Genomic DNA, 13,157 nt, shown 5'->3' on the forward strand with positions numbered 1-13,157 from the left:
AGAAACGGGGTAAAAAAGATATGGGGCGAATTGCCTTAGGGATTGAATACGACGGTGCTGCTGTTTTCGGTTGGCAACGCCAGCGCGAAGTACCAAGTGTTCAAGAGCATCTTGAAAAGGCACTATCGACGGTAGCCAATGAACCCATTGAGGTGCAATGCGCTGGACGTACCGATGCAGGTGTACATGCTACGGGGCAAGTGGTTCACTTTAACTGTGATGCACCACGTTCAGAGCGCGCATGGACGCTTGGTGTAAATGCTAATCTGCCTAATTCTGTTGCAGTAACGTGGGCGAAGAACGTTAGCGATGATTTTCATGCACGCTTTTCTGCTACCCATCGTCGCTATCGTTACATAATCCATAATGCAAAAATGCGTCCTGCCATACTGCACGCCGGTGTTACCCATATTCACCGCGAATTAGATGAGAAAAAAATGCATGTGGCCGCACAAGCACTGTTGGGTGAGCAAGATTTCACCTCTTTTCGCGCAGCACTTTGTCAAAGTAAAACGCCATTTCGTAACGTTACCGATGTTAGCGTATATCGCCAGGGACGTTATGTAATTATCGATATTCGGGCAAATGCTTTCTTGCATCACATGGTTCGAAACATTACAGGCGCGCTTGTTGAAATTGGGGCGGGGGAGCAAGATGTAAATTGGATTGCTCACTTATTAAGTCTAAAAGATAGAAGCAAATCGGCAGCCACGGCGAAGCCAAATGGTTTGTACCTGGTAGACGTAACTTATCCTGAAGAGCATAAGCTGCCTAAAGGGCCCTTGGGACCGCTGTTTCTGCCAGATTGCACATAGCACTGTCGAAGTATACAAGGAAGTATTGTGACCACGTTTCAATTTTTATCAAAAACTTTTGGTGTGTTACTGTGTTTAACGGCATTACAGTGCGGTGCCGATATAAAAGATAAAACCCCTAGTTTACTTTTCGCGGTTAACACACCAGGCGCTGCCCCTTATTTATATTATGATGAGAACTCAAAACGCTATGAAGGCATAGTCGTCGATTTTTTTGAGTCGGATGAGCTATCGAATCAGTTTCGTATCGTTTATTTAGACTCGAATCGTGCTAGAAGCGAAGATTTATTAAATTCGTCATCAATAGATTTGTTTTTATCTTCTGAAAGTTGGATAAGTAAACCGAACGACTTTCTGTTTAGCGAAGAGTTGATAAAGCATGACAGCTATATCTACTCAACTTCAAATTTTGACGGACCATTTGTACCGGAGGAGAACTTACCCTCTAGTATTTGTACTAGATACGGCTTTACTTATCCCGTTTTACAGCAGTTCTTCGGGAGAAAAGAAGATAACATTCAAAGGGTTGACTCAAGTAGCCAATTTACAATGGCTATGATGATGTTGAAACGGCGCTGTGACTTTACGATAATGAATGAACATAACGCGCGTGCTGTTATGTTTAACAATACGTTTTGTTCTTCAGAATTCTATCAGTCTCCTAACGTCGTTAGTCGGGCTCGTTTAGTGTTTGTTATTCGTTCTGATTTAAACTTTCTCAAAAATAAAATAGATAGTGCACTGAAGCACTTTGTCGAAAGCGGGCAAAGGCAACTATCGCTAGAACGTCACTCAGGTGTTAATCAGTTTCCAAAAGTTAAATGTCACAGTGCTTGGTGAAACTTGTATTCTATGAATCTCGCCAATAAAAAGTTAAGTAAAAGCTACCAGCGGTTAGCATTGCTGAAGTCGACTGCCAACTTCTAAGACCAGTTTTGTTTTTTCCATTTCGTTGTATTGTGGTCTAATAGCGCGCTATATTAGGTAGTTGTTCAATTGTGTTACGTATTTTTTCTTTGTAATACTGTATGAAACTTAAAAATTTAATGTGTTGTTGGCCACAAGTATGAATAAATATCAATCGTCATGGCCGGCAAACAAAAACAAAGGATTCAATTTCCATGAGCTGGATTCAAAAAATTCTTCCTCGCACGCAAACTTCACACAAAGGTAATGTACCTGAGGGTATTTGGACAAAGTGTGGTTCATGCCAAGCTGTGCTGTACAAAAGCGAACTAGAAAAACTTCAGGAAGTTTGCCCTAAGTGCGACCATCACATGCGCATTACAGCGCGCCGCCGCATTGATGCGTTTTTAGATGATGGCGATCGCGTTGAATTAGGTGCAGAGCACGAGCCTCAAGACATACTTAAGTTTAAAGACTCTAAACGTTACAAAGACCGTATCGTAGCTGCGCAAAAGTCAACAAACGAGAAAGACGCACTTGTGGTAATGCAAGGCAAACTTAAAGGTATGCCTGTAGTGGTTGCTTGTTTTGAGTTTGCGTTTATGGGCGGCTCAATGGCATCAGTAGTAGGCGCGCGTTTCGTTGCCGCTGTTAATGCATGCTTAGAAAATGATATGCCGCTTGTTTGCTTTAGTGCAAGCGGTGGCGCGCGTATGCAAGAAGCGCTAATGTCACTAATGCAAATGGCTAAAACATCTGCAGCCCTTGCTAAAATGAGCAAAAAAGGTCTGCCTTATATTAGCGTGCTTACTGACCCAACAATGGGCGGTGTATCTGCAAGCTTGGCAATGCTTGGCGATGTTAACGTGGCAGAGCCAAAAGCGCTTATCGGCTTCGCGGGCCCTCGCGTAATCGAACAAACAGTAAGAGAAAAGCTACCTGAAGGTTTCCAGCGTAGTGAATTCCTTGTTGAGAAAGGTGCAATTGATATGATTGTTGACCGCAGAGATATGCGTGATAAATTACACAGCTTGTTAGTTAAGTTGCATTATAAGAATTAGTGAATAACGAAAACAATCTAAACACTGGCTCGGCGCCACACATAGAAGAAGCCTCGGCGTCTTCAAATTCGCAAAAAAGCCTGAGCCAGTGGTTATCTTACCTAGAATCTATCCATCCTAGTGCCATCGATATGGGGCTAGACAGAGTAAAAGCTGTGGCTAATGTCATGGCACTGTCGCTTAGTCAGTCACAGGTTATAACTGTTGCAGGCACAAACGGTAAAGGCACAACCTGTCGCTTACTCGAACAAGCCATGTTATCGCAAGGCAAAAGTGTTGCGGTATACAGCTCTCCCCACTTAATCGATTACCGCGAGCGTGTACGTTACAACGGCGAATTACCGCCTGCTAGTGAGTTTGTAGCTGCTTTTGAGATTGTTGAAAAAGCTCGAAAGGAAACTGATGGCGAACCCATTACTTTAACTTACTTCGAGTTCGGTACGCTGGCTGCAATGAAAATGATGCAGTCATGGGCCGTCGATGTAGTCATTCTTGAAGTGGGTCTGGGTGGACGTTTAGACGCTACTAATATCATCGACCCCGATCTTGCCGTTATTACGACTATCGATCTTGACCATCAGGATTGGCTTGGCAATACCCGCGAAAAAATCGCTCGCGAAAAGGCGGGGATTATGCGCAAAAAAGGCAATGCAGTAGTGGGTGAACTGTTCCCACCATCTTCACTTTACGATGTGACTAATGAGTTACAAGCGAATGTAAGTTGGGCTACACAAGACTTCGTATCGGTAGTGGCAAGTGATTATAGTGAGTGGAGTTGGAAAGGTAAAAGCAGCAGCTATACGTCGCTCCCTTATCCTAAAATTCCACTTCAAAACGCAAGCACAGCGTTGGCCGCATTAGAATTGCTAGGCTTACTGCCCGAAGAAGACGTGGTCAAAGATATTCTTGAAAACACTACCATGCCAGGTCGACAGCAGACTATCAGTGAGTCGCCTCTTGTGGTGGTGGATGTCGCCCATAACCCACAAGCTACCACGGCCATGCAAGAGTGGCTAAATCGTTACGATGTGAGCCAGATGCGCGTTGTTGTGGGTATGCTTAAAGATAAATCAATTGCTGAAACCTTGGCGCCACTTTCGGGTCTTAACGCCAAGTGGTACTTAGCTTCAACAAGTGGGCCGCGAGGCTGCAGTGCAGAAGTACTTGAAAATGCACTTGTTAATGCTGGCACAACCATAGAGAATATAGACACGTTTCAAGATGTGACCTCAGCATATCAACGTGCGCTTGCAGATTATCAAACTGGTGAACTTATTCTCGTTTTTGGTTCTTTTGTTACCGTTGCAGACGTACTTGCTGAGCAAAACTAACACGCGCATTGTAAGTAAAACCGTGTATTTAAGCAGGAGAGCACAGTGACATCGGCATTAAAGAATAGACTGGTGGGGACAATTATTGTTGTCGCCCTAGCGGTTATCTTTTTACCAGACTTTCTTGATGGCAAAAAGCAAACGAACAGAGAGCCCTTTGTCTCTGTTCCTGCAAATCCGCCTAAAAAGCCCATCGTAGAGCCTGAATCTTTCCCGTCAGAGCGGGTCGCGAAAGCTGCGGTTCCGGCTGTCGAAATTGAAGATGAAACAGCGTTAGATGAAGAGTTGGTTGCTTCAAGTGCTGATGACAGCCAAAACAATGACGAAGCTACCGTCACTAAAGCGCCAGCCCCAAAAGCCTTTGTTGAAAAGGACAAACTGGCGAGCCAAACGGTTGTTGACACAAAAAGTGCTGGGGCCGACGATGACGCTGGCTGGGTAATACAGTTAGGCAGCTTTCGTCATGAGAAAAACGTAAAAGCCCTGTTGGCAAAGCTTGAAAAAGCAGGTTACCGTGCTTTTAGCCGCAAAATTCAAACAAGCTCTGGCACGCTCAATAAAGTCTTTGTAGGCCCAGATTTAGACAAAAAGAAACTAGATTCGGCACTACCCCATTTAAAAGAACTTACGAAACTCAAAGGTAAGGTCACTACGTTTAAGGTTGATTAGGGCGTATTCTTCCTAGCTTAAGCCACACTAACTGTGATTGGAGTGACAGGGATTGGTATTACAGACTAGTAATATTTCTATCTTCTGTTAGAATGCGCGCCATCTCGCCATAGGCTCGTTGCTTCACAATAAAAAAGCAACATCAACGCAATAAAGAGACGATGAACTGGGTAGACTTTTCCATACTGGGTATCATTGCGGTATCTACCTTAATAAGCCTTATTAGAGGGTTTGTTAAAGAAGCCATTTCGTTAGTGGTGTGGTTTGCTGCACTCTTTATTTCAAGCAACTTCTACGCTGACCTCGCTGTTTACTTCACAGCCATTGACGATCCTTATTTAAAAAACGGTGCTGCAATTGCTGCGCTGTTTATCATAACTCTTATTCTGGGTGGCTTGATCAACTATGTGATTAGCCAACTGGTCCAGGCTACCGGACTATCTGGAACAGATAGAGCCTTGGGTATAGTTTTCGGTGCACTGCGTGGCGTGCTTATTGTTAGCGCATTGCTCTTTTTTATGGATACCTTTACTGGCGCAGCGACTGCAGCATGGTGGCAAGCGTCGGTCCTCATCCCTGAGTTTGGTGTCATCATAGAGTGGTTTTTCAGCTATGTGAAAGACTCCTCTAGTTTTTTAACTCCCGCTTGAATAGGTAACGCACATGTGTGGTATAGTCGGAATAGTTGGTAAAACGCCCGTAGCTCAGTCACTGTACGACGGTCTAACGGTTATTCAGCACCGTGGACAGGATGCCGCAGGCATTATGACTATCGACCAAAATATGTTTAATTTGCGCAAGGCAAATGGCTTGGTTCGAGATGTTTTCCATACCCGCCATATGAAAAGATTGTCTGGCAACATGGGAATTGGTCATGTTCGCTATCCAACCGCGGGTACATCAAGCTCTGCCGAAGCGCAGCCGTTCTATGTAAACTCACCATTTGGTATTGCCTTTGCTCATAACGGTAATTTAACCAATGCTCATGAGTTACAGGAAGAAGTGTTCCGCATTGCACGCCGTCACATTAATACCACGTCAGATTCCGAGCTACTTCTCAACATTCTTGCGCATGAACTTCAGCAAGTTGCGGGTTTAAGCGTAAGCGCTGAACATATTTTTGAAGTGGTTACAAAAGTTCATAAGAAAATTCGTGGTGCCTACGCAGTCGTTGCTGCCATTATCGGTCAGGGTCTTGTTGCGTTTCGTGACCCCCACGGCATACGCCCGCTAGCACTTGGTAAGCGGATGAGCGAGCTCGGCGAAGAGTGGATGGTGGCGTCGGAAAGTGTTGCAATTGATGCTGTTGGCTTCCAGTTTGTGCGCGACGTGATGCCAGGTGAAGCAGTTTTCATTACCGAAGAAGGTCAGCTTCACACCAAGCAGTGCGTAGAAAATCCAGTTACCTCACCGTGTATCTTTGAGTTTGTTTATTTCGCACGCCCAGACAGCTTTATCGACGGTATTTCAGTATATGCATCGCGTGTGAACATGGGCCGTAAACTTGGTGAAAAGATCAAGCGAGAGTGGGCAGACCTTGATATCGACGTGGTTATACCTATTCCAGAGACGTCGATGGATGTGGCGCTTCAAATCGCAAACACGCTAGAATTACCGTATCGCCAAGGCTTCGTTAAAAATCGCTATATTGGCCGCACCTTTATTATGCCTGGCCAAACTATGCGTAAGAAGTCAGTACGCCGTAAGCTAAATGCCATTTCTTCTGAGTTTAAAGGCAAAAGCGTATTACTTGTTGATGACTCTATTGTGCGCGGTACTACGTCAGGTCAAATTATTGAAATGGCACGTGAGTCTGGTGCGAAGAAAGTGTACTTTGCGTCAGCGGCACCTGAAATTCGCTTCCCTAATGTGTACGGTATTGATATGCCATCGGCAAACGAGCTGATTGCTTACGGGCGTGAAATCGATCAAATTGCAGAACTTATTCAAGCTGACGGCTTAATTTTCCAAGATATTTCTGACTTGGTTGAAGCTGTTCGCGAAGAGAACGAAACTATCCAGCGTTTTGAAACATCGGTATTCGATGGCAACTATATTACTGCCGATATCAATCAAGAGTATCTTGAGCGCATTGATATGTCACGGGGGGAGGCAGCAAGAAAAGCACCTGTGGTACAAGCTGAATTGAGTAACCTTGACGTACATAACATTGATGCCGCTGATTAACATCTTTGAAATAAGTTGATAGTGAACGAAAAAAGCCGCTTTTAGAGCGGCTTTTTCATTATCTATCTTGTGTCGAGCTAGAAGCGTTAGTGAACAAATACGGGTCCACCAGTCAATCCCCACACTAACACAGAGCCAGTCATTAAAATAACGAGTAACACTAGTCCACATGTCACTACTGAACTTGAGTAAATAAAGCCTTTATCTTCCGGCATATGCATTAAAATAGGCACGCCGGAATAAAGTAGATAAACTGAATAGCTAATACCGACTAGCAGTGCTGTCATCACTACCCAAAGCTCAGGATAAAGACCTGCGAAGCCCACCATAAATAACGGTGTGGCTGTATAAGCTGCAAGCTCTAATGATTGCGTATAATTTGGCGTAGCATCGAAGGCTTTAGCCAGTTCATGAATTAACACTGCTAAAGCTACTACGCCAGCTATTAAGCCAAAATACATGCCTATGCCCATCATTATGGCGGTACTTTCGCTAAGGCGTATTACGTCACCTGCACCAATACTCCAGCCTGTATGAGCACTGGAATAATACGCCACAAGTGATGGAATAAGCGCTATAAAAGCAATATGGGTAAGTGCGTAAAAATAGGTTTCGTGCTTCGTGTCAATGGTTTGCCACTCATCTCTGGGGTGAGTGTAAATACCAATTAAATGATTCAAAATCATAAAGTCCTGCCTTATTCACCAATGTTGTTATTTTAAGGGAATATTGTTGGGAGGCAGGGAGAACACACGGACAAACCGTAAAACCAAGTAAATACGAACACGGCGCAAAACGCCAAACACTGCCATTAACAATATGTTTACAACTTGAGTGTGCAGCAGAAACGCAAAGCCGTCAATATAAATTGATTAATTTATAAACGGCCATAGGATGCTAGATAAATTGCGGTACGCCAGAGTGAAAACGCAATTCATTGTCATCACCTTCAATGAGATTTTTTTCAACGCAACCAAAGTGAGTAACGCGCTCTGAAATATCAGTCTTGGCGATTTGCTCAGCAAGGGTAAGGTAGTCTTCAAAGTGTCGGGCTTCTGAGCGTAACAGCGACACATAGAATTTGCCTAGATCTTCGGAAACATAAGGGGCAAGCTTGGCAAAACGCTCGCATGAGCGGGCTTCAATGTAGGCACCGCAAATAAGTTTATCAACCAGCTTTTCAGGCTCGTAGGTGCGAACGTTACGTAGTAATCCATTGGCATAACGGCTTGATGTCACTGACTTATACTCAAAGCCTAACTCGTGCATAATTTCTAGGACTTGATAAAAATGGTGAAGCTCTTCTTTAATCAGCATGACCATTTTATCTAGCATGTCTTTTTTAAACGGATCCAAACCTTCAATATTAAACACGCTTTTAGACAGGTGCTTAGTGTTAAGTGATTGCCAATCGCCCTCATGGCGGTAGGTGAAGTCTTCATAGGGCTTCAGCCAGCCAAGCAAAACTTTGCTGGTTTCTTCATCTGCCACATAGCGACGGAGTAAGTACATTGCTGATTGTGCTGCTTTAAGCTCGCAAATTAAGTGATCGGTGAGAATAACCCGAAGGTTTTCTTCTTTCTGCGCTTCGTCAATCCACGACTGCGGCGTCTCGCAATGTAAAAAATCATTGACGGGGGATAGTAGAGAAGCGACTTCAGAAGAAGATATTACAGACATGTTGAAACTCGGTTTTAAGTGCTACGAATTTTCAGTTACATTTGAATTTGTCATACTTCCAACACTAATGTCGACGGGGCAGTTGTCTGCGCCCTAGACTAAGGCTATCCAAATTCGATGCTTCTGAACTGAGCGCTGATTTTACTTGATACCTACAAGCCCTTACAACTTAAAATCGAGGCCGTTAAATTACAAAATGAATTACCTTGCTCACCTTTTTCTAGCACGCCCTACCGCCGACTCTCATTTTGGTAACTTACTTGGCGACTTTAGGCGTGGTGTCGATATAAAAATGTATGGAAAAGCAGTACAGCAGGGCCTTAAAAATCACTACGAGGTAGATAAATTCACCGACAGTCACGAAAGTGTTTTGGCCGCAAAAAAACTATTTGATAAGAGCCGAAGACGGTTTGCGCCTGTGGCGCTCGATATCTACTTCGACCACTTGCTTATAAAGCATTGGTCGACGTACACATCTCAAAGCTTTAGTGATTTTCGAGAGCAAAGCTTCTTTTTGCTCGAGCAGAGATTACCAACTATGCCGAGGGCAATGCAACATAGCGTAGGGCACATGATCACCCACGATTGGTTTGAAGATTATGCTAAAGAAGAGGGTATTGCTAGGGCCATTTCAGTCGTTGCTAAACGAATTCGGTTTGCGAACACTTTTCATCACGTGGTAGATGATATAAGTGCGAATAAAAAGGAAATAGAAGCGAGATTTTTAACATTTTTCCCGGACCTCATCACTCATATAAAAGACAGGGGCCCTGAAAATATCAATAAGGGTTAGCCGCCTTAACAGAAACGTATCGAAGAAATTGGTAGTTCTATCGTTGATTGTTAAGCTCACTTGTTAACAGCGATATAGTCTTAATTGATAGAGTCTCAAATATAGTGCAATGATGGCCTGTATGAAAGACAGGTTAGCTTGCGCTCAAAAAATACAAAACCAAAAACTAACGACACACAAAAGACGAAAAAATGAAAAATCATCTCTTTTTAAATAGAAATACAAGAGACCTGTTATTTAGTCAGGTTAACTCAAAATACAAATCACAGATTCATCATTTACTAGCACGTACTAAGGCAAGCCAACGCCCATTAGCATGGCTTACGGCGGTGATGATTGCTTTTGTCAGTTTAACAGCCAGTGCTTCGGCCGAAGATGCGAGCTCGGCCTCGCACGCTCGTGCGATTAAAATTGATAGTAGTGTAGTAACAGAACATGAAACCAAAATTCTTGGCAAACGCGTAAAGTACAGCGCAACTACAGGTACACAGCCGGTTTGGAACAGTAAAGACGAAGCGGTTGCTACTTTATTTTATACGTACTACCAGCGAACTGACGTTAAAGATAATGCTGAGCGTCCGCTTATTATTTCTTTCAACGGTGGTCCGGGCTCTGCGTCAGTGTGGATGCATGTAGCATACACAGGCCCGCGTATTCTTAACATTGATGACGAAGGTTACCCTGTTCAGCCCTATGGCGTTCAAACTAACCCTTATTCTATTTTAGACGTTGCTGATATTGTATTTGTTAACCCAGTAAATACTGGGTACAGCCGTGTGTTGCCGAAAGCTGATGGCAGTATGCCGTCACAAGATGAACAAAAGAAAATGTTCTTTGGCGTGAACGCCGATATAAGCTATTTGGCCGACTGGGTGAATACCTTTGTAACACGCAATAATCGCTGGCGCTCACCTAAATATCTTATTGGTGAAAGTTACGGTACAACACGAGTTTCAGGCCTAGCATTAGAACTTCAAAACCGCCAGTGGATGTATTTAAATGGCGTTGTACTAGTGTCGCCAACTGACATTGGCATTGAGCGCAATGGGCCGGTAAAAGCCGCCAATAGACTACCTTATTTTGCAGCTGCAGCCTGGTATCACAATAAACTTGAACCAGAACTACAAAATAAAGACTTAAATGAACTCTTACCCGAAGTTGAAGATTTTACTATCAACACGCTTATTCCTGCCCTCGCTAAAGGTGGCTTTATTAGTGATACAGAAAAGCGTGATGTGCTAAAACAAATGGCGCGTTATTCTGGTTTAAGTGAAGCGTCTATTGCACAAAATAACCTAGATGTAAGCACGGTTTTCTTCTGGAAAGACTTACTGCGAGATGAAGGGAAGACCTTAGGCCGTTTAGATAGCCGCTATTTGGGCATAGACGCTAAGCAAAGTGGCGATCGCCCTGACTATTGGGCCGAACTCACCTCATGGCTGCATTCATTCACGCCGGCTATCAATTACTATTTGCGTGAAGAGTTAAATTACAAAACCGATATCAAGTACAGTATGTTCGGAAACGTGCATCCATGGGATAGAAGTAACAACAAAACGGGGGAGAACTTGCGATTGGCGATGGCGCAAAACCCTTATCTGAATGTGATGATTCAAGCTGGCTATTATGATGGTGCAACGAATTACTTCGATGCTAAATACACCATGTGGCAGCTAGATCAAAGTGGTAACCTAAAGGAGCGTTTAAGCTTTAAAGGGTATCGCAGCGGACACATGATGTACCTGCGTCGCGATGATTTAAAACAATCAAACCAAGACTTACGCGAGTTTATTAAAGCCAGCACGCCAAGCAAGGGTGCGCCTGCAATGTACAAGCGCTAATTTATGAACGATGAACAATGATGGCGCGATTGTCGCTATCATTGTTCTTCTATAATAGCCTTTACTTATAGTTAAATGGGCAAAGCGACAGTGAATTCACAATAAACACCTTCTTCAGAATTAAGAGAGATTTTTCCTTTAAGTTTTTTAACTAAGTTAAACGTTACTGACATACCCAACCCAGTGCCTTCTCCTACTTTTTTAGTTGTAAAAAATGGATCAAATATTTTGGATTGATTCTCTTTTGGAATACCTGGCCCGTTATCTCTTATTTTTATAAAAATTTCTTTATTTTCTGAATGTGATGATATCTTTATTTTCGGGTTGCTTGTTTCCGCCTCTATTAAAGCGTCAACGGCATTTTTAATAATGTTTGTAAGAATCTGTTGAAGGTAGCCATTGTGACAATTAAACCGCGTATCTGGGTTAATGGTGGCTTGAATTTCTATTTTATCGTGAGTTATTGGGAGAAGTAGTTTTAGTGTTTGGTTAACAACCGATGCTAAATTGACAGTTGTCCTTCCCGTTTCACCACCGTGAGCAAATACTTGTAGGTCAGCTACAATTTCTCTGACCCTGTTGAGACCTTCGCGAGACTCGTTCACAATTTCTCTCAAGTCTGAATAGATGAAGTCAATATTGGAACGATCTTGATAATCAGATATTTCAGATTTTAACTGCTCTAACTTTGGTGAGTAATCATTGTCTATAGCGTTTAAGAACTGTTCATGCATGGCTTGCATATCAATGATATTGGTAAGGTATTCTTCGATGGAACCGAAATTACTTAGTACAAACGCTAAAGGATTGTTTATCTCGTGCGCAATGCCCGCCGCCAATTGTCCTACAGTAGACATTTTTTCAGAGTAAGCTAACTGATCTTGTGTCTGTTTCAGTTCTACGAGCGTATCTTTTAGTCTTTTATACTGTTTTTTCAAGCGAAGCTCAGACTCTCTACGTTCCAGTAAAATTGTAAGTTGCTCAGACGCTCTCGTTATTACATCTACCTGATGCATAGACACAGAATCCATGTACTCTTCAGGGATTAGAAAAATCATCAATTCATAAACTCGGTCGTAAACAATAAGTGGAAATACTAAGTAACTTCCCAAGCTCCCCTCTAGATGGGCTTCCGTAGATTTCAATTGAGAGTCGGCAGGTAATAAATCTATTTGGGGCTTTTTTTCTATCAAGGCTCTTTTTAAATAGCTAGGGAGTTCTGGCAGCCTAAATGCATCATTCAACGAGCAAACGAAGTTTTCATGGTTAGGGATGGCGTTTTTGATTTTACCTGTACCATCGTTATTAATAGTTATTCGACAATATGCGGAAGCAAAACAAAGGTTCGCCAACGATTCTGTAAACGTTGTAATAAGGTTTGGTAAGTCTTCAGAATACCTAGAAAATCGAGTAACGCACATAAGCAATTCTTTTTCTGCTTTGTGTTGATAATGAATTTTGACGCTTCGCTCCCATTGCTGAATGTTTCTTGCAATTAGTTTCCGGTTAAACAGCTCTTTTTCGGGGGCTAGGTTAATAAATCCATCGACACTGAATTCTTGAATCCACTTAAGCGCATCAAGTTCACGGTTTTGCGAATGAAGAACAAGCAAAATCTTGTCCTGGTCACGTAATCCATTTCTCACATAATCAAGTATTTGGAGAGCAAGTTCCTCTTCTTCATCACTGCTTATTGATAAAAGAATAATGCCAACGTTCTCTTTACGGATTTGTTTCTTTAAACGCCTAAGATTGCTGCTTGATGAAAAATTTTCAGTCAACGCCTCAGCTAGATTACTGACTTGATCATTGGGGGCGCCCACCTGTAATATTTCCACTGAGTGTTGCGTAACATTGAACATTGATATGCCTGA

12 protein-coding genes are annotated in these 13,157 nt (G+C 42.9%); 9 read left to right on the top strand and 3 right to left on the bottom strand.

The window, feature by feature from the left end:
- Window positions 1-20 precede the first annotated feature (20 nt).
- The 7 genes from truA to purF all read left to right on the top strand — a co-directional run bounded on the left by truA (window position 21) and on the right by purF (window position 6,969).
- Window positions 21-815, top strand: a complete 795-nt coding sequence (gene truA / locus KL866_RS16325; protein WP_025255657.1) for a tRNA pseudouridine(38-40) synthase TruA — start codon at window positions 21-23, stop codon at window positions 813-815.
- A gap of 27 nt (window positions 816-842) precedes the next feature.
- Window positions 843-1,655, top strand: a complete 813-nt coding sequence (locus KL866_RS16330; RefSeq protein WP_214996040.1) for a hypothetical protein — start codon at window positions 843-845, stop codon at window positions 1,653-1,655.
- Window positions 1,656-1,936: 281 nt separating this feature from the next.
- A complete protein-coding gene (gene accD, locus KL866_RS16335; protein ID WP_025255655.1) occupies window positions 1,937-2,782 on the top strand; it encodes an acetyl-CoA carboxylase, carboxyltransferase subunit beta in 846 nt (281 codons plus the stop codon).
- The gene (gene folC, locus KL866_RS16340; RefSeq protein WP_214996042.1) at window positions 2,782-4,113 is read left to right on the top strand and encodes a bifunctional tetrahydrofolate synthase/dihydrofolate synthase; all 1,332 of its coding nucleotides are present in this window, start codon (window positions 2,782-2,784) and stop codon (window positions 4,111-4,113) included. The genes accD and folC overlap by 1 nt, the downstream gene beginning before the upstream one ends.
- A 45-nt stretch (window positions 4,114-4,158) precedes the next feature.
- A complete protein-coding gene (locus KL866_RS16345) occupies window positions 4,159-4,782 on the top strand; it encodes an SPOR domain-containing protein (protein ID WP_214996044.1) in 624 nt (207 codons plus the stop codon).
- Between the two features lie 161 nt (window positions 4,783-4,943).
- A complete protein-coding gene (locus tag KL866_RS16350) occupies window positions 4,944-5,432 on the top strand; it encodes a CvpA family protein (RefSeq protein ID WP_025255652.1) in 489 nt (162 codons plus the stop codon).
- A gap of 13 nt (window positions 5,433-5,445) precedes the next feature.
- The gene (purF, locus tag KL866_RS16355; protein ID WP_214996046.1) at window positions 5,446-6,969 is read left to right on the top strand and encodes an amidophosphoribosyltransferase; all 1,524 of its coding nucleotides are present in this window, start codon (window positions 5,446-5,448) and stop codon (window positions 6,967-6,969) included.
- Window positions 6,970-7,055: 86 nt separating this feature from the next.
- On the opposite strand, the gene KL866_RS16360 is transcribed toward purF, so the two are convergent.
- Both KL866_RS16360 and miaE read right to left on the bottom strand, forming a co-directional pair.
- Window positions 7,056-7,655 (bottom strand): Yip1 family protein, encoded by a 600-nt coding sequence (locus KL866_RS16360; RefSeq protein ID WP_025255650.1) that lies wholly within the window; start codon window positions 7,653-7,655, stop codon window positions 7,056-7,058.
- A gap of 211 nt (window positions 7,656-7,866) precedes the next feature.
- On the bottom strand, window positions 7,867-8,649 hold the full coding sequence (gene miaE, locus KL866_RS16365) for a tRNA isopentenyl-2-thiomethyl-A-37 hydroxylase MiaE (protein ID WP_025255649.1): 783 nt from the start codon (window positions 8,647-8,649) through the stop codon (window positions 7,867-7,869).
- A 196-nt stretch (window positions 8,650-8,845) separates the two neighbouring features.
- Between miaE and KL866_RS16370 the strand changes: the two genes are divergently transcribed.
- Window positions 8,846-9,442: an ACP phosphodiesterase gene (locus KL866_RS16370; RefSeq protein ID WP_025255648.1), complete on the top strand. Its 597-nt coding sequence runs from the start codon at window positions 8,846-8,848 to the stop codon at window positions 9,440-9,442.
- 332 nt (window positions 9,443-9,774) lie between these two features.
- The gene (locus KL866_RS16375) at window positions 9,775-11,283 is read left to right on the top strand and encodes a S10 family peptidase (protein WP_214996118.1); all 1,509 of its coding nucleotides are present in this window, start codon (window positions 9,775-9,777) and stop codon (window positions 11,281-11,283) included.
- A gap of 71 nt (window positions 11,284-11,354) precedes the next feature.
- Here the strand turns inward: KL866_RS16375 and KL866_RS16380 are convergent, their stop codons facing one another.
- Window positions 11,355-13,145: an ATP-binding protein gene (locus KL866_RS16380; RefSeq protein WP_214996048.1), complete on the bottom strand. Its 1,791-nt coding sequence runs from the start codon at window positions 13,143-13,145 to the stop codon at window positions 11,355-11,357.
- Between the last annotated feature and the right edge of the window lie 12 nt (window positions 13,146-13,157).

Source organism: Alteromonas sp. ALT199, assembly GCF_018619335.1.
Taxonomy (GTDB): Bacteria; Pseudomonadota; Gammaproteobacteria; order Enterobacterales; family Alteromonadaceae; genus Alteromonas.